Annotated in this window: 14 protein-coding genes; 8 read left to right on the top strand and 6 right to left on the bottom strand. The window is 56.0% G+C overall.

Features of this window, described 5'->3' with window-relative positions:
• The first annotated feature begins 74 nt into the window (after nt 1-74).
• The 6 genes from lolC to AAZT04_RS05900 all read left to right on the top strand — a co-directional run bounded on the left by lolC (nt 75) and on the right by AAZT04_RS05900 (nt 5,843).
• A complete protein-coding gene (gene lolC, locus AAZT04_RS05875) occupies nt 75-1,277 on the top strand; it encodes a lipoprotein-releasing ABC transporter permease subunit LolC (RefSeq protein ID WP_044549980.1) in 1,203 nt (400 codons plus the stop codon).
• Complete coding sequence (lolD, locus tag AAZT04_RS05880; RefSeq protein ID WP_434679257.1) at nt 1,270-1,974, top strand: lipoprotein-releasing ABC transporter ATP-binding protein LolD; 705 nt, start codon at nt 1,270-1,272, stop codon at nt 1,972-1,974. Before lolC ends, lolD begins: the two co-directional genes overlap by 8 nt.
• Nucleotides 1,974-3,221 carry a lipoprotein-releasing ABC transporter permease subunit LolE gene (gene lolE / locus AAZT04_RS05885; protein WP_044549982.1) on the top strand — a complete coding sequence of 416 codons (1,248 nt, stop codon included), beginning with the start codon at nt 1,974-1,976 and terminating at the stop codon, nt 3,219-3,221. The genes lolD and lolE overlap by 1 nt, the downstream gene beginning before the upstream one ends.
• A 54-nt stretch (nt 3,222-3,275) precedes the next feature.
• A complete protein-coding gene (nagK, locus tag AAZT04_RS05890) occupies nt 3,276-4,196 on the top strand; it encodes an N-acetylglucosamine kinase (RefSeq protein WP_020826460.1) in 921 nt (306 codons plus the stop codon).
• A gap of 11 nt (nt 4,197-4,207) precedes the next feature.
• Complete coding sequence (cobB, locus tag AAZT04_RS05895) at nt 4,208-5,044, top strand: Sir2 family NAD+-dependent deacetylase (protein WP_046373822.1); 837 nt, start codon at nt 4,208-4,210, stop codon at nt 5,042-5,044.
• An 85-nt stretch (nt 5,045-5,129) separates the two neighbouring features.
• A complete protein-coding gene (locus tag AAZT04_RS05900; protein WP_261439659.1) occupies nt 5,130-5,843 on the top strand; it encodes a MurR/RpiR family transcriptional regulator in 714 nt (237 codons plus the stop codon).
• A gap of 23 nt (nt 5,844-5,866) precedes the next feature.
• On the opposite strand, the gene AAZT04_RS05905 is transcribed toward AAZT04_RS05900, so the two are convergent.
• Both AAZT04_RS05905 and AAZT04_RS05910 read right to left on the bottom strand, forming a co-directional pair.
• On the bottom strand, nt 5,867-7,252 hold the full coding sequence (locus AAZT04_RS05905; protein WP_262034242.1) for a glycoside hydrolase: 1,386 nt from the start codon (nt 7,250-7,252) through the stop codon (nt 5,867-5,869).
• A 23-nt stretch (nt 7,253-7,275) separates the two neighbouring features.
• A complete protein-coding gene (locus tag AAZT04_RS05910) occupies nt 7,276-8,835 on the bottom strand; it encodes a PTS transporter subunit EIIC (RefSeq protein ID WP_020826464.1) in 1,560 nt (519 codons plus the stop codon).
• 372 nt (nt 8,836-9,207) lie between these two features.
• Between AAZT04_RS05910 and pepT the strand changes: the two genes are divergently transcribed.
• Both pepT and AAZT04_RS05920 read left to right on the top strand, forming a co-directional pair.
• On the top strand, nt 9,208-10,437 hold the full coding sequence (gene pepT, locus AAZT04_RS05915) for a peptidase T (protein ID WP_434679261.1): 1,230 nt from the start codon (nt 9,208-9,210) through the stop codon (nt 10,435-10,437).
• Nucleotides 10,438-10,522: 85 nt separating this feature from the next.
• Nucleotides 10,523-11,614, top strand: coding sequence for a malate/lactate/ureidoglycolate dehydrogenase (locus AAZT04_RS05920; protein ID WP_020826466.1), 1,092 nt, complete (start codon nt 10,523-10,525; stop codon nt 11,612-11,614).
• A gap of 51 nt (nt 11,615-11,665) precedes the next feature.
• Here the strand turns inward: AAZT04_RS05920 and AAZT04_RS05925 are convergent, their stop codons facing one another.
• The 4 genes from AAZT04_RS05925 to AAZT04_RS05940 form a co-directional block, all read right to left on the bottom strand.
• On the bottom strand, nt 11,666-12,787 hold the full coding sequence (locus AAZT04_RS05925; RefSeq protein WP_020826467.1) for a cupin domain-containing protein: 1,122 nt from the start codon (nt 12,785-12,787) through the stop codon (nt 11,666-11,668).
• A gap of 84 nt (nt 12,788-12,871) precedes the next feature.
• Nucleotides 12,872-14,329, bottom strand: coding sequence for a two-component system sensor histidine kinase PhoQ (gene phoQ, locus AAZT04_RS05930; RefSeq protein ID WP_041415330.1), 1,458 nt, complete (start codon nt 14,327-14,329; stop codon nt 12,872-12,874).
• 5 nt (nt 14,330-14,334) lie between these two features.
• Nucleotides 14,335-15,006, bottom strand: a complete 672-nt coding sequence (gene phoP, locus AAZT04_RS05935) for a two-component system response regulator PhoP (RefSeq protein WP_020826469.1) — start codon at nt 15,004-15,006, stop codon at nt 14,335-14,337.
• Between the two features lie 320 nt (nt 15,007-15,326).
• Nucleotides 15,327-16,607 carry a c-type cytochrome gene (locus AAZT04_RS05940; protein ID WP_434679265.1) on the bottom strand — a complete coding sequence of 427 codons (1,281 nt, stop codon included), beginning with the start codon at nt 16,605-16,607 and terminating at the stop codon, nt 15,327-15,329.
• Between the last annotated feature and the right edge of the window lie 4 nt (nt 16,608-16,611).

The following is a 16,611-nucleotide window of genomic DNA, read 5'->3' on the forward strand; positions in this document are numbered from 1 at the left end:
TGGTTCCCTAAACGGGGTATAGCCTTTATTATCCTTGATCACTTTGCTTAAGCTACGGCAACAAAACGGATTTCATGTATCAACCTGTCGCGTTATTCATTGGCCTGCGCTACATGCGCGGGCGGGCATCAGACCGCTTCGGACGGTTTGTTTCCTGGCTTTCCACCATCGGCATTACGCTGGGGGTGATGGCGTTGGTCACCGTCTTGTCGGTGATGAACGGTTTTGAAAAGGATCTGGAAAACAACATACTCGGTCTGATGCCGCAGGCGTTGATCACCAGCCCACAGGGCTCGATCAACCCTCAGCAGATCCCGGCATCGGCGGTACAAAGCCTGCAGGGCGTTAGCCGCGTAGCGCCACTGACCACCGGTGACGTAGTGCTGCAAAGCGCTCGCAGCGTGGCGGTCGGCGTGATGTTGGGGGTCAATCCGGACGAAGCCGATCCTTTGACGCCGTTCCTGGTCAACGTCAAGCAGCAGCTGTTGCAGCCGGGCCAGTACAACATCATTATCGGCGAGCAGTTGGCCGGGCAACTTGGCGTTAAACGCGGCGATCCGCTGCGGGTGATGGTGCCCAGCGCCAGCCAGTTCACGCCGATGGGCCGCATCCCTATTCAACGCCTGTTTACCGTGGTCGGCACTTTCCATGCCAACAGCGAAGTGGATGGCACCCAGATGCTGGTCAATCAGCAGGATGCCTCACGTCTGTTACGCTACCCGGCGGGCAATATCACCGGATGGCGCCTGTTCCTGCAGCAGCCGCTGACGGTCGATACTCTCAGCCAACAGAAATTGCCGCAGGGCACCGAGTGGAAAGACTGGCGCGAGCGCAAGGGCGAGCTGTTCCAGGCAGTGCGTATGGAGAAAAACATGATGGGGCTGTTGCTTAGCCTGATCGTGGCCGTCGCGGCCTTTAACATCATCACTTCACTCGGCCTGCTGGTGATGGAGAAGCAGGGCGAAGTTGCCATTCTGCAGACCCAGGGCCTGACGCGTCGACAGATCATGTCGGTATTTATGGTGCAAGGCGCCAGCGCCGGCATTATCGGCTCGCTGCTCGGTACGCTGCTGGGCGTGTTGCTGGCCAGCAACCTGAATAACCTGATGCCGATCCTCGGCGCTTTGATTGACGGCGCATCGCTGCCGGTGGCGGTGGATCCGCTGCAGGTGACGATTATCGCCGTAGCGGCGATGGCGGTGTCTCTGTTGTCCACGCTTTACCCTTCATGGCGCGCTGCCGCCGTACAACCCGCTGAGGCTTTACGTTATGAGTAACCATTTTTTGTTGCAGTGCGACAACCTGTGCAAGACCTATCAGGAAGGCAACCTGCATACCGACGTACTGCGCAATGTCAGCTTTGCCATGCAGCCGGGCGAGATGATGGCGATTGTCGGCAGCTCGGGTTCCGGTAAAAGTACCTTGCTGCATCTGCTGGGTGGGCTGGACTCACCAACCTCCGGCGAGGTGATTTACAAAGGGCAGTCTCTGAATACCCTGTCATCGGCCGCCAAGGCGGAGCTGCGTAACCGCCAGTTGGGCTTTATCTACCAGTTCCATCATCTGTTGCCTGACTTTACCGCGCTGGAAAACGCCGCGATGCCTTTGCTGATCGGCGGGATGAAACCGGCGCAGGCGCAGGAAAAGGCGCTGGAAATGCTGACGGCGGTCGGGCTGGCAAAACGCAGCAAGCACCGGCCGTCAGAACTCTCCGGCGGTGAGCGTCAGCGCGTGGCGATTGCCCGTGCGCTGGTCAATAACCCGTCGCTGGTATTGGCGGACGAACCTACCGGTAACCTCGATAAACGCACTGCCGACAGCATTTTCGATCTGCTCGGCGAATTGAACGTGCGCCAGGGCACTGCGTTTCTGGTGGTCACTCATGACTTGCAGTTGGCCAAGCGCCTCAGCCGCCAGCTGGAAATGGCCGATGGCCATCTGCAGGCCCAGTTGACGCTGTTGGGGGCTGAGTAATGGCGGGAGCGTCACTTTCGTTTCTGACGGCCCTACGCTTCAGCCGTGGGCGCAAGCGCGGCGGCATGGTGTCGCTGATCTCGGTGATTTCCACCATAGGTATCGCGCTGGGCGTGGCGGTGCTGATCGTCGGCCTGAGCGCCATGAACGGTTTTGAGCGCGAGCTGAAAAATCGTATTTTGGCGGTGGTGCCGCACGGTGAAATAGAGCCGGTGAAGCAGCCGTTCAAAGACTGGTCGTCAATTTTGCAACGGGTGGAGAAAGTACCCGGCATTTTGGCCGCCGCTCCCTATATCAACTTTACCGGCCTGATGGAAAACGGCGCGCAGCTGCGGGCGGTCGGGGTGAAAGGGGTGGATCCTCAGCAGGAAAACCAGCTTAGCGCGCTGCCGAAATATGTGCAGGGCGACGCCTGGGCCAATTTCAAAAGCGGTGAGCAACAGGTGATCCTCGGCAAGGGCGTCGCCGACGCTTTGGGCGTCAAGCAGGGCAGCTATGTGACGGTGATGATCCCCAACAGCGACCCGCAGATGAAGCTGTTGCAACCGAAGCGCATTCGTTTACACGTCACCGGGATTTTGCAGCTCAGCGGTCAGCTCGATCACAGTCTGGCTATGGTGCCATTGGCCGATGCCCAACAGTATCTGGATATGGGTGACAGTGTCACCGGTATTGCCATCAAGGTTAACGACGTGTTTGCCGCCAACAAGCTGGTGCGCGACGCCGGTGAAGTCACCAATTCCTACGTGTATATCAAGAGTTGGATCGGCACCTACGGCTATATGTACCGCGATATCCAGATGATCCGCGCGATTATGTATTTGGCGATGGTGCTGGTGATCGGCGTGGCCTGTTTTAACATTGTCTCCACGCTGGTGATGGCGGTGAAGGACAAGAGTGGTGATATCGCCGTACTGCGCACCTTGGGGGCCAAAGACGGTTTTATCCGCGCCATATTTATCTGGTACGGCCTGCTGGCCGGGCTTGTGGGTAGCCTCAGCGGCGTGGTGGTCGGGGTTATCGCCTCACTGCAGCTGACCAACATCATCAAAGGATTGGAAAAGCTGATGGGGCATTCATTCCTGTCGGGAGATATCTACTTCATCGACTTCCTGCCTTCCGAGCTGCACTGGCTGGACGTGGTGATTGTACTGGTGACCGCGCTGGTGCTCAGCCTGTTGGCCAGCTGGTACCCGGCCAGGCGCGCCAGCCGTATCGATCCGGCGCGAGTGTTGAGCGGACAATAATGAAAATCAGGGGAGGCAGAGATGCCGCCCCTTTTTTTAGCCTGAGGGTGGGTTATGTACTACGGTTTCGATATGGGCGGCACCAAGATTGAGCTGGGCGTGTTCGATGCAGATCTGCAGCGTATCTGGCAAAAAAGGGTGCCGACGCCACGTGAGGATTATCGACAACTGCTGACGACGCTGCGCGATCTGACCTTTGAAGCGGATGCGTTTTGTGGCCAGAAAGGCATGGTAGGTATCGGTATTCCCGGCCTGCCCAACGACGATGACGGCACGGTTTTCACCGCCAACGTCCCGGCGGCGATGGGGCAGCGCTTGCCGCATGACCTGGCCGAGTTGATTGGCCGTGACGTACGCATCGATAACGACGCCAACTGCTTTGCGCTGTCGGAGGCCTGGGACGAGGAGTTTCGTCGCTATCCGACGGTGCTGGGCATTATCCTCGGAACCGGGGTAGGCGGCGGGCTAATCGTCGACGGTAAGGTGCTCTCCGGGCGTAACTATATCGCCGGTGAATTTGGTCATTTCCGTCTGCCGGTGGATGCGCTGGAGGTGTTGGGACGTGATATACCTCGCGTTCCTTGCGGGTGCGGTCATCAGGGTTGCATCGAAAATTACATTTCTGGCCGCGGTTTTGAGTGGATGTACGGCCACTTTTACCAGCAGCACTTGCCTGCGCAGCAGATCATTGCGCATTATCAGGCAGGTGAGCCGCAGGCGGTGGCTCATGTCGAACGTTTCATGGACGTCCTGGCGATATGCCTGGGCAATCTGCTGACTATCATCGATCCGCATCTGGTGGTGATTGGCGGTGGCTTGTCGAATTTTGACGCTATTTACCAGGCGTTACCGCAGCGTTTGCCGGCGCATGTGTTGCGCGTGGCCAAGCTGCCACGAATTGAAAAAGCCCGTTACGGGGACGCCGGTGGCGTACGCGGGGCGGCGTTCCTCAATTTGGTTAACAGGGAAAAGTAAGGAGAGAGTTAATGCACACTCGTCATCGGCTGTGTCAGTTTCGCAAGAGTAAGCATGTGCTGCATCAGCGCTTTCGTTCGCGTATTTTTCATCGCGATACCATGGCGGCGGCCGAGCTGAAAAAGCCGTTTGTCGTGGTGTTGACCGGCGCCGGGATCTCGGCTGAGTCGGGTATTCGTACCTTCCGGGCGGCGGACGGGTTGTGGGAAGAGCATAGCGTGGAGGATGTCGCTACGCCGGAAGGTTATCAGCGCGATCCACAGCTGGTACAGGCGTTTTACAATGAACGCCGTCGTCAGCTGCAATCGCCGGACATTGCACCTAACGCTGCGCATCGTGCCCTGGCGGATCTGGAAGCCTGGTTGGGAGATAACTTCCTGCTGGTAACGCAAAATATCGATAACCTGCATGAGCGCGCAGGCAGCTCGCGGGTGTTGCATATGCACGGTGAACTGTTGAAAGTACGCTGCACCAGCTCCGGGCAGGTCTTTGACTGGCCGGAAGACCTTAGCGTGGACGACCGCTGCCATTGTTGCCAGTTCCCGGCCCCGTTGCGCCCACACGTGGTGTGGTTCGGCGAAATGCCGCTGGGCATGGATGAAATTTATCAGGCGCTGGCCAAGGCCGACTTCTTTGTCGCTATCGGCACCTCGGGCCACGTTTATCCGGCGGCGGGCTTTGTGCATGAAGCGCGGCTGGGGGGGGCGCATACCATGGAGCTCAACCTGGAGCCCAGCCAGGTGGAAAGTCAGTTTGATGAAAAACACTACGGCCAGGCCAGCGCGGTGGTACCACGTTTTGTGCACAAATTCCTGGTAGGGAAAGTTGAAAGGGCTGATAGGCCTTAACCCCAGGTCAATGCGCTGTCTGACTCGGGTAACTGGCCGGCCGTTTGACGCCGGCCTTTCTTTGGTTAAATGAGCAGGGGCGACGGTGAATTTCAAGCAGGTATTCAGCCAGGCGGATCTGAGCAAAACGGATCTCACCATCCTCAACGCTATCTTCGACAACCCGGACGCCTGCATTGACGAGGGTATCCGTGCGGTTTCCGTTCGTTGCCACAGTTCACCCTCGACCCTGGTGCGGTTGGCGAAAAAGCTGGGCTTTCGCGGCTATCTGGAACTGGTGTATTTCATCAAGTTCAACCTGGTGATGGCACCGGCTTTTCAGGAGCAGCCGCAGCCGACGGCAGCGGCCAGCTTAAAACAACAGACCCAATTCCTTGATCTGCTCGACAGCGGCAAAATCCTGATCCACGGCAGCGGTTTCTCGCAGCTGGTGGCGCAGTATATGTACAACAAATTTATGACGCTGGGCATCGACAGCTACCTGTCGCTGTGGCCGGATTTCGAGATCCTCGATCGAGAGATGCGTTTCCGGTTTGATATGGTGATTGTGATTTCAAAATCGGGCAACAGCAGCTCGGCGCTGAGTTGGAGCGACGCGGTGAAACGCAATAATATCCGGCTGGCGGCGTTTTGTGGCGACGGAAACAGCCCGCTGGCGCAGCAGGCCGATATGTCCTTTATTTACGAGGATCGGCAAAAGTACGACCACGATATTTACTATCCCAACCCGTTTTTCGGCCACTGCCTGCTGGGGTTTGAGAACCTGATCAAAGCCTGGTTTGAACGGCGCAGCCGTTGAGGCCTGCGCCGTTTCAGCCCTGCTTAATGCCAATGCTTGGCATACTGGTGATGAGCCTGCAGGTACTCTTCAACCAGCGTTTTTGCCAGTGAGTAAGAGTTGACCAGCGGGTGCACCATCAGTGCCTTGATGGCCTTCTGACGGTCCCCTTCCAGAATGGCGGCAACCGCCAGGCGTTCGTACTCTTTGACCTGGGAGATCAGGTTTTTCTGGGTGTCGGGAATATCATTCATTTTTACCGGGTGAATGCCCGCGTTGCTGAGTTCGCAGCTGATTTCAATCACGTCTTCCGGGTGCAGGAAGTCGAGCGTCCTGTTGTTCTGCATCGACACCACCACTCGTTTTTGCTGGCCGTTATTTACCGCCTCCAAAATGTCTATCGCCACCCCGGCATAACCGCCGCTGTCAGGCTGTTCGATAAACTGCTGCAGCGTCAGCATCTCACGCTCTTTGACTTTACCCTGGCTGGATTCTCGCTGCATGTAGGAGTTTTCCCGCGTCAGATAGTGAGCGAAATAGACGCTGAAAGCCTGATCCAGCTGCGTGGCGATATCCAGCCTGGCAAGGTCGGCCAGCATTTGCTGGTTTATCAGCGCAATCTGTTCGCCACGGGTTTCTCCGGCATCGACGATGGCGGCGATCGCCTGTTCCCGGTAATAGTAGTAATACAGATACTCATTGAGCATCAGGTTATCGGACAGCGCGACCAGCTCTGGTGAGAAATATTTCATGCAGGTATCACGGTACAGGCGTGGATCGGCCAGCAGTTGCTCGCTCACCTCCAGACCGTTGACCCGCACATTGCGGAACCATGACAGGTGATTTAGCCCAAAGCAGTCGACGCTAAGCTCGGACTCACGACAGCCCAGCAGTTCCGCCAACTCACGGATAAACTCGCTGGGGGCGTCGCATATGCCGTACACCTTGCGTTTGAAGCCGGATTTGATGATGGCTTCGGTCACCATGCCGGAAGGGTTGGTAAAGTTGAACAGTACCGCGTCCGGTGATGACACCTGCTCTATGAGCCGACAATATTCCACTATGGCCGGAATAGAACGCATCGCCATGGCAAAACCGCCGGCACCGGTGGTTTCTTGCCCCAGGACCTGATGATTGAGTGCGATACGTTCGTCATGAATGCGGCCTTCTTCACCGCCGATACGCAGGGTGGTGATGATATAATCGGCTCCGCTCAGCGCCTGATGGGCGTCGCTGCTCAGGCTGAACCTGATGTCGCTGCGGATACGCTCGAAGACACCCTGTGCGATGGCGCCGTAGACCGCCAATTTCTCCCGATCGGTATCCATAAACACCACTTCGGTGACGCCGATGCGGTGGGCGTTATAGGCAATGGACTTGGCCAGGAACGGTGAGCGTACGCCACCGCCGCCCAGAACGGTTAATTTCATGAATTTTCTCCCAATAAATAAAGTTATAATGCTGCTAAATATTTTTCGACCTGACTTTTCACTTTTCCGACGGTGACACCATAAATCACCTGGACTTCACGCCGGCTTTTCACCACGCCTTTTGCTCCGGTACTTTTTAATGCGGCCTCATCAATTAATTGCATGTCTTTTAGTTCGACGCGCAATCGGGTGAAGCAGTTGTCGACGGAAATAATGTTTTCTTTGCCACCCAGGGCACGAATAATAACCCCGCTTAACTCATTGGGTGTATTTTTGCTGTTCTGATACTCCTGTTTGGAATAGAGCTTGACCCCGTCGTCATCCTCACGGCCCGGCGTTTTTAAATTAAGCTTCAGCACCAGGGTTTTGAATACCAGGTAATACACCGCAAACTGCACCAGACCAATCACCACGTACAGCGGCCAGCGGGTGAGGGCGACCGGTAACGGCAGGTTGTAAACCAGGAATTCGATCAGGCCGCTGGCCCCCCAGGGGCGAACGTCGAACAGGTTACACGCAACTTGCGAAAGTGCGGTCAGCACGGCGTGTATCACCCACAGTAACGGTGAGATAAACAGGAAGGTGAACTCTATCGGTTCGGTTATGCCTACCAGAATGGAAGTGGTGATGGCCGGGATCAATATCGCCTTGGCCAGCACTTTTTTCTCCGGTTTGGCGGTGTGATAGAACGCCAACGCAGCGCCTGACAGACCGAAAATGGTCACCATGCCCTGTTGCGAAAAGCGCAGTGCCTCGTTCATCAGCGGGGAGATGCTCGGGTCGCGCATATAAGCGAGGAAAATGGCCTGCGAGCCCGACACCGTATGGCCGTCTTGTACAATTGAACCGCCGATGCTGGTCAACTGAAATGGCGACCAGATAAAATGATGCAGACCGGTGGGGATCAGGAATTTTTCGAAAAAGCCATAGACGAAGACCCCGAGCGAACCTGAGCTTTTCATAAAGCCGGTCAGGGAAATCAGCCCGTGTGAAATGGCCGGCCAAAGGTAGCTGAAACCGACGGCATACAGCATGATCACCGGCGTCATGGCGATTAGCACCAGCTTGGAACCGCCATAGACGGAAAGTACGCCGTTCAGCTCCACGTTACACAATCTGTTGTGCACCCAGGCGATAGTGACACCGAGGATCAGGCCGAGGAAAATACCCATATCCACCACGGTAAAGCCCAGCAGTTCGGTTTGCCCGGTGCCGTAATATTCCCCATTGATTTTCTGCGCTATGTGACCGCTTAATTGCAGATAGGATGAGTTGGCGCCCAGGAACATAATAAAGCACATCACGGCAACCAGCGCCGCTTCGCTTTTTTTATCCTTCGCCAGGCCGTAGGTAATACCGATGCAAAAAATCAGCCCGAGATTACCAAACAGCGGCCAAAAGGTATCACCGATCATTTTGCCGATATGAAATACGCCGGAGTTTTCATTCACCAGCGTGGCATTGGTGAGAATAGAGCTTAATGCCAGAATCAGACCAATTACCGGCAGAAAGAATATTGGCCCCATCATGGCTTTGGAGAAAATCTGCAGCTTGCTTAAGATATTATCAATAATATCTTTCATAGCAGTTCCTTTTTTATATTTTAGTGGATAATGACGTTGCTGGTAATACTCCCTGGTATGGCGAAATAAAAATGATTTTGAATGCGGCAACCCCTGCCTTAAACCAGTTATAGGTCGAATTATTTAGCGATGCAATCAGCCGCCGGAAAAAGGTACCGGTGGTCAATGACTGACAACCGGTACCAGGCGTGAAGAGGATCACATAAGGGGGGGAGTGAAAGGTAAGATGGACAGACACCAAGGGAGGAGGCGAAATATCAAACACCACAAGAATTAATGATTTCCGTTAAATCTGGTTAAAAATGACCTGTCTCAATATTTGATCTCGATCGGTTCCGCATAATGAAACGCGAAATTCTGAGGGCGGATACCATGGATAAACTACTTGATCGCTTTTTTAACTACGTCTCATTCGACACGCAATCTAAAGCGAACGTCAAACATGTGCCGAGCACCGACGGGCAATTGAAGCTGGCGCGTGCATTGCAGCAGGAAATGATTGAACTGGGTTTTGAACGGGTGTCGCTCAGTGAGCATGGCTGCGTGATGGGCACTTTGCCGGGGAACGTTACCTGGCTCGTGCCGGCGATAGGCTTTATTGCCCACCTGGATACTTCACCGGATTTTACCGGTAAGCACGTCAACCCGCAGATTGTCGAAAATTACCGCGGCGGCGATATTGCCTTGGGCATTGGTGATGAAGTGCTGTCGCCAGTGATGTTCCCGATCCTGCACCAAATGTTGGGGCAGACGCTGATCACCACCGACGGTAAAACGCTGCTCGGTGCCGATGACAAGGCGGGCATCGCCGAAATCCTGACCGCCATGGTGCGACTGCAGCAGCGCAACATTCCACACGGCGATATCCGCGTAGCCTTTACACCGGATGAAGAGGTGGGCAAAGGGGCGCGGTTGTTTGACGTGGCGCAGTTCGATGCCGAATGGGCCTATACCGTGGACGGTGGCGGCGTGGGTGAGTTGGAGTGCGAAAACTTCAACGCAGCATCGGTGACGGTGAAAATTGTCGGTAACAATGTCCACCCGGGCAGCGCCAAAGGAGTGATGGTGAATGCCTTATCGTTGGCGACGCGTATTCAGCAGGCGTTACCGGTGGATGAAACCCCGGAAACCACCAGCGGCTATCAGGGGTTCTACCACCTCAGCAGCTTTAAGGGGAGCGTTGAGCGCGCCGAGATGCAGTACATCCTGCGTGATTTTGAGCGTGAGGGTTTTGAGGCACGTAAACGCCGGATGATAGAGGTCGCTCAACAGGTGGGCAAAGGTCTGCCGCGCGATTGTTATATTGAAGTCACGATTGAAGACAGCTATTACAACATGCGGGAACAGGTGGCAGAGCATCCACATGTGATTGCATTGGCACAGCAGGCAATGCGTGATTGTGATATCGAACCGATCATGAAACCGATTCGCGGCGGTACCGACGGCGCTCAGCTGTCGTTTCGCGGCTTGCCTTGCCCAAATCTGTTCACCGGGGGTTATAACTACCACTGCAAGCATGAGTTTGTGTCGCTGGAAGGGATGGAACAGGCGGTTTCGGTTATTATGCGCATCGCCGCGCTGACCGCCGAACGCGCCAAATAACCTCGATGAGATTGAGTATAATTGCTTGCCGTAACAATGATTTGCTCCTAGTGTAGGATATATTTCCAGCACAAGGAGCCGTATCATGAGCAGTACCGAGCACCGTATCGATCGCCAGTGTCTTGAGCAGTTTGTGCAGGCTATTTGGCGCCACGCCGGCAGTACCGAGCAGGAGGCCGCGCGGGTGGCGGATCATCTGGTTCAGGCGAATCTGGCCGGGCACGATTCCCACGGCGTAGGCATGATCCCCAGCTATATGTCGTCATTGGCTCAGGGGCATTTGCAGCTTAACGTTCATGCCAAAGTGGTACGCGATGCCGGAGCGGTGCTGACGGTGGACGGCGGACAGGGTTTTGGCCAGGTCGTCGCCTGTGAGGCGATGGAAAAAGGCATAGAGCGCGCCCGGCAGTTGGGGCTGGCTGCGGTGGCGTTGCACAACTCACATCACATTGGCCGCATTGGCCACTGGGCCGAGCAGTGTGCGCGAGCCGGTTTTATCTCTATTCATTTCGTCAATGTGGTGGGCGATCCTATGGTGGCACCGTTCGGCGGCAGTGACCGTCGTTTCGGCACCAACCCCTTCTGCGTTATTTTTCCCCGTAAAGATAAAAAACCGTTACTGCTGGATTTTGCTACCAGCGGCATCGCGTTTGGTAAAACCCGCGTGGCCTACAACAAAGGTTTGAGCGTCGCGCCGGGTTATCTGATTGACCAACACGGCCAGCCAACGACGGAACCCAAGGTGATGCACGAACAGCCGTTTGGCTCGTTGCTGCCTTTCGGTGCCCATAAAGGCTATGCGTTAGCCACGTTATGCGAAATCCTCGGCGGTGCGCTGTCCGGTGGCCGCACTACTCATGCGGCGACGGTGAAATCCAACAGCGATGCTATTTTCAACTGCATGACCACCATCATCCTCAATCCGGAAGCCTTCGACGCGCCAGAGATGCAAACCGAGGCCGAGGCCTTTATCGATTGGGTGAAGGCTTCACCGCCAAGTGACGGCCAACCGATTGAAGTGCCGGGTGAGTGGGAAGACGCCAACCGTGAAGCGCGGTTGCGGCAGGGGATCCCGATAGACGACAACACCTGGCGGCAGATCTGTGCTGCGGCAACCCAGGCGGGCATGCCGGACGCCGAATTGGACGGTTATCAGACCAGGGCGTTGCGGGCATAAAAAAAGCCACCCGCCGAAACGCGGGTGGCTCTGGTCGCTAAAGGTCATGCCTCAGTCTTTGAAGTACCAGTAACCGCTGTTGACCAACGAGGTCAGCAGTGCCAGGAACGAAGGATCTTCGATTGCGTCGCCCAGCATGGCGGCATCCACGCTGAAATTCTGGCACATCGCATCGGCAGCCTGCTGATGCTCGGTATCCATCAGTTCACCGTTAGCAAAGCACTGGTCGCCAATGCGCAGTACGCGCAGGCCACCCAGGCGCTGCAAAGGCTCGCCCTGTTGCAGCAGTTCGTAGATTTCACCGGCCTGATAAGGCGGCTCTGGCGGCGCAGCATCCAGCTCATGACGGGTCTGGGAGATAAACTCGCCGAACCACTGCTGGAAGTGTTCAGGTTGCTGAACCAAATCCACCATCATCTGGCGCAGCGCATCGACTTCCTGCGGCAGCACTTCTGCCGGATGCTCACGCAACTGAATATCCGGATCGCTGTAGCGCTTACTGCCCAGTTCGCGGGCCAGCACGTAGTCGGCAAAGCCACTGACCAACTCGCGGCCGTTCGGGGCGCGGAAACCTACCGAGTAATTCAGCGCATTTTCCAGCGCGTAGCCTTCATGCGGGAAGCCCGGTGGGATATACAGAATATCGCCCGGTTCCATTTCTTCATCGATGATGGCGTCGAAAGGCTCAACCTGCAGCAGGTCCGGGTGCGGGCAGTGCTGTTTCATCGGCACTTTTTCACCCACGCGCCAGCGACGGCGGCCGGTACCCTGAATGATAAAGACGTCATACTGATCGAGGTGCGGGCCAACGCCGCCACCGGGGACTGAGAACGAGATCATCAGATCGTCCATCCGCCAGTCTGGCAGCTTACGGAACGGGAGCATCAGCGCACTGGAAGGTTCATGCCAGTGATCCACAGCCTGCACCAGCAGCGACCAGTTGTTTTCGCTCAGGTGATCAAAGCTCTCGAAAGGGCCGTGCGCAACCTGCCAGCGACCGTCCTGGTGGCTGACCAGACGGCTGTCCACTTCGTTCTCCATCGCCAGCCCGGCCAGCTCATCCGGGGAGATCGGATCGATAAAGTTTTTGAAGCCGCGCTTCAGAATAACCGGACGCTTTTGCCAATAGCGCTGCAAAAAGTCGTTCCAGTCCAGATCTAATTGATAATCCATGTTCTATTCCAGGATAGAGGAGTGAGCCTGAGTGCGATTATAACGGAAGTTTGGCCCCGTGGATCGGGGCCAGAGCGACAGAATTTACTCGTGATGATGGGAGTCGTGCTGACGGGCGAAAGTGACCTGCATGCGAGCGCCGCCAAGCGGGCTGTCGCTGATGGTAATGGAACCGTCGTACTGTTCGATAATCTCCGCCGCGACCGACAATCCCAATCCTTGTCCAGGGCGCAGCGTATCTACCCGCTGGCCGCGCTGGAAGATCAGTTCACGCTTGCTTTCCGGGATACCGGGGCCGTCGTCATCAATGACGATAGTAAGGTATTTGTCGGAGTGCAGGGAGGTGATTTCAACGAACTCCAGGCAGTATTTACAGGCATTTTCCAGTACATTGCCCATCACTTCCATAAAGTCGTTTTTCTCCCCCATAAAGGTCACTTCCGGCGAAATATCCAGCGTGATCACCACACCTTTGCGCTGATACACCTTGTTCAGTGCCACGTTCAGGCTGTCGAGCAGCGCCGGGACCGAGTGGATCTCGCGCGTCAGCACCGTTTGCCCCGAATTGATGCTGGCCCGGTGCAGGTAGTAACCGATTTGCTGAGAAATACGGCTGATCTGGTCCAACATGATCGGCTCGACTTCCTCGATGGTGGTCTGCTTACCGGTACGTAATGAACGTAGCGTCGTTTGCAACACCGCCAACGGCGTCTTCAGGCTGTGGGTCAGATCGGAAAGCGTGGTGCGGTATTTGGTGTAACGCTGGCGCTCGTTGCGCACCAGAATATTCAGGTTACGTACCAGCCCACGCAGCTCGCTGGGGGGATTTTCGTCGAGTTGTTCTCGCTCGCCGTTTTCCAACTCACCAACCTGATTCACCAGCGCCTTGATGGGGCGCAAGCTCCAGTAGGCCGCCAGCCACAGCAAGGGGACTACCAACAGCAGGTTGGCCAGCAACACGTAGCTGAACCATTCCCATACCACGTCGGAGCGCTGTAATTCCTGCGGAATGGTATCGACCACCACGATACTCAAAGCCGGCAGCCGCGCGGTGGCCGCGTAGGTGTTGACCGCCACTGAGTGGGTCAGGGCGTTCTGGTCGTTGTCGTCATAGTCTTTAAGCTGATCCTGCGCCTTGGGGTTGTTGCCCAACACTTCACTACTGATACGGGTATCGGTATCGATTTCGTAGAAGCCGGACTCTTCCAGCCACTCTTTATTGATGCGTTTTTCCAGCTCAGGTACCTGGCGCTGGCTCCACAGCAGATTGCCTTTATCGTCGTAAATAAACACCAGGGTTGGGAAGTTGAGATCGATATCGGGCGGAATGGCAATGGTGAGTTTGTTATCTTTCCACTGGGCCAGGCTGAAAAACAGATTACTTTCACCGCGCAGTAGGCGGAAGGCAGTTTTGTCGAAGCTGACAATGTAACCGACTACCGCCACCAGACCATAGGACAGCGAGAGCGCCAGGATCACCCCAGCGGTGGCCATCAAAAAGCGGGCGCGCAGTGAGAAAGGTTTTTTACCCTTGTTGAACATGGCGATCATTTCGCATCAAAACGATAGCCCTGACCACGAACCGTGGTGATCACTTCCTGAGGGTATTCTGCCTGCAATTTTTTGCGTAAACGGCCCATCAGTACGTCGATGGTATGGCTTTCGCGCAGTTCGGCATCCGGGTAAAGCTGCAGCATCAGCGAGTCTTTGCTGACCACCTTGCCGGCGTTGCGGATTAAGGTTTCGATGATGGTGTATTCGAACGCAGTCAGTTTGATCTGCTGTTCGTTGACGCTCAGCTCACGGCGGGAAAGGTCGATTTGGAACGGAGGCAATACGATCACCTGAGAGGCCAAACCGCTGTTACGGCGCATCAGCGCCTGCATACGGGCAATCACTTCTTCCAGATGGAACGGCTTGGTCACATAGTCGTCGGCACCGGCTTCCAGCACCGCCACTTTGTCCTGCCAGCTTTCACGCGCGGTCAGCACCAGGATTGGCAGCTTCATCTGGTGGGCGCGCCAGCGGCGGATCAGGCTCAGGCCGTCTTCACCCGGCAGGCCGAGATCGACAATGGCGATGTCAGGCGCATGCTCTTGCAGGAAATAATCGGCTTCTTTGGCATCCTCTGCCGCATCAACCTGATGGCCCATTTCACGCATCTGGACGGAGAGGTGGTGGCGTAATAAACCGTTATCTTCAACAACCAGTACTCGCATGGCGAACTCCTGTGGATCGGCGGGTGAACATCCTGTCACCCACGCAGTAAAGGTAACACGCTCAGCAGCGTGTGAGGGATAGCGTGCGACAACCTAAGCCATCCGATCGTGATCTTGACGTTATGGTAGGTATAACCGGCTCTTACCGCAAGGGACGCAGAACCTTGGCAGGAAATAAGCGCTATCGATATTTAGTTCGCTGTCATTATCGACAAGGTCAAATAAACGTTGGATAAACAATGGCGAGGGAAAGTTAAACCAAACTTAAACGGAAGAGGCTGCGATGAGAGAACCGGACCCGGATGCCGGGCCCGCAAATGTTAAGGATGGGTCGGTTTGCTGACGCTGTTTTTACGGATCTCCTGCACTTCGGCGGCGGTAACTCGCGGCGCATGGTTGCCCCAACTGCTGCGTACAAAGGTCGCGAGTTCGGCAATTTGCTGGTCGTTCAACCGCCAACCAAAGTCCGGCATGGTCAACCCTGTAGGGGCACCAACGGTTATGGGGGTACGGGAACCATTGATAACAATGCTGATCAGTGAGGAAGGATCATCGCTTAACAGCGCCGGATTGTGTGCCAACTGCGGGAAGGTATCACGGTAGCCCTGCCCGTCGCTGCGGTGGCAGGCGGCGCAATTATCCAGATAGGCTTGAGCGCCCGGGCGACTGACATCCCCTTTTGCCAGCAGAGCAGCCGTGCTGCCGTCTTGCGGCAATGGCTTCTCCTGATTATCTGCCTGTAATGATTGCAGATAGCTGGCGATAGCGCGTAAGTCCTCATCACTCAGGTATTGCGTGCTGTCCTGAACCACGTCAACCATCGAGCCAAAAGCGGCAAATCGGTTGTTGTGGCCGGTTTTCAGAAAGCGGGTGATATCTTCCGCATTCCAACCGCCCAAACCGCTTACCGCATCCGCCCGCAGGTTGGCGGCATGCCAGCCTTCAAGCGTACCGCCGCTCAGATAGGCGCTGTCGCTTTGATTGAGCGCTTTCTCCTGGAAGCCAATACCGCGTGGCGTATGACAACTTCCGCAGTGGCCCAGCCCCTGCACCAGATAGGCTCCACGATTCCATTCGGCGCTTTGGGTGGCATCCGGCTGATAAGTTCCGTCCTCTCGGAACACCAGATCCCACATTGCCAGCGGCCAGCGCATATTCAGTGGCCAGGAAATATCGCTGTCTTTATTCTGTTGCGCCACGGGGTGAACCTGATGGGTGAAATACAGGTACAGATCGCGCACATCCTCATCGCTGATTTTGGCAAAAGAGGGATAGGGCATCGCCGGGTAGAGTCGGGTGCCGTCGCGGGTGACACCTTTGCGCAATGCGTCGCTGAACTCCTGCAGGCTGTATTCGCCGATACCAGTCTGTTTGTCCGGGGTGATGTTAGTGGAGTAGATGGCCCCCACCGGCGTGGTCATTTTCAGGCCGCCGGCAAAGGGTGCACCGCCAGGGGGAGTATGGCAGGCGGCGCAGTCACCGGCACGCGCCAGATATTCGCCGTGCAGGAGCCGGGCGGCCAATTGCGGGTCATCGGCCGCCTGTACCGTCGCGGTGCCCAGCATCAACAGCGCCAGCAGCGAGGGAGTAAATCCTTTCATATGA

Origin of the sequence: Serratia sp. Je.1.23.a (genome assembly GCF_051129805.1) — a bacterium.
Taxonomy (GTDB): domain Bacteria; phylum Pseudomonadota; class Gammaproteobacteria; order Enterobacterales; family Enterobacteriaceae; genus Serratia; species Serratia liquefaciens.

Bases quoted from the DNA above. Each gene is read 5' to 3' on its own strand.
- lolC (WP_044549980.1), top strand. From the start codon at position 75: ATGTATCAACCTGTCGCGTTATTCATTGGCCTGCGCTACATGCGCGGG.
- lolD (WP_434679257.1), top strand. From the start codon at position 1,270: ATGAGTAACCATTTTTTGTTGCAGTGCGACAACCTGTGCAAGACCTAT.
- lolE (WP_044549982.1), top strand. From the start codon at position 1,974: ATGGCGGGAGCGTCACTTTCGTTTCTGACGGCCCTACGCTTCAGCCGT.
- nagK (WP_020826460.1), top strand. From the start codon at position 3,276: ATGTACTACGGTTTCGATATGGGCGGCACCAAGATTGAGCTGGGCGTG.
- cobB (WP_046373822.1), top strand. From the start codon at position 4,208: ATGCACACTCGTCATCGGCTGTGTCAGTTTCGCAAGAGTAAGCATGTG.
- AAZT04_RS05905 (WP_262034242.1), bottom strand. From the start codon at position 7,252: ATGAAATTAACCGTTCTGGGCGGCGGTGGCGTACGCTCACCGTTCCTG.
- AAZT04_RS05910 (WP_020826464.1), bottom strand. From the start codon at position 8,835: ATGAAAGATATTATTGATAATATCTTAAGCAAGCTGCAGATTTTCTCC.
- pepT (WP_434679261.1), top strand. From the start codon at position 9,208: ATGGATAAACTACTTGATCGCTTTTTTAACTACGTCTCATTCGACACG.
- AAZT04_RS05920 (WP_020826466.1), top strand. From the start codon at position 10,523: ATGAGCAGTACCGAGCACCGTATCGATCGCCAGTGTCTTGAGCAGTTT.
- AAZT04_RS05925 (WP_020826467.1), bottom strand. From the start codon at position 12,787: ATGGATTATCAATTAGATCTGGACTGGAACGACTTTTTGCAGCGCTAT.
- phoQ (WP_041415330.1), bottom strand. From the start codon at position 14,329: ATGTTCAACAAGGGTAAAAAACCTTTCTCACTGCGCGCCCGCTTTTTG.
- phoP (WP_020826469.1), bottom strand. From the start codon at position 15,006: ATGCGAGTACTGGTTGTTGAAGATAACGGTTTATTACGCCACCACCTC.
- AAZT04_RS05940 (WP_434679265.1), bottom strand. From the start codon at position 16,607: ATGAAAGGATTTACTCCCTCGCTGCTGGCGCTGTTGATGCTGGGCACC.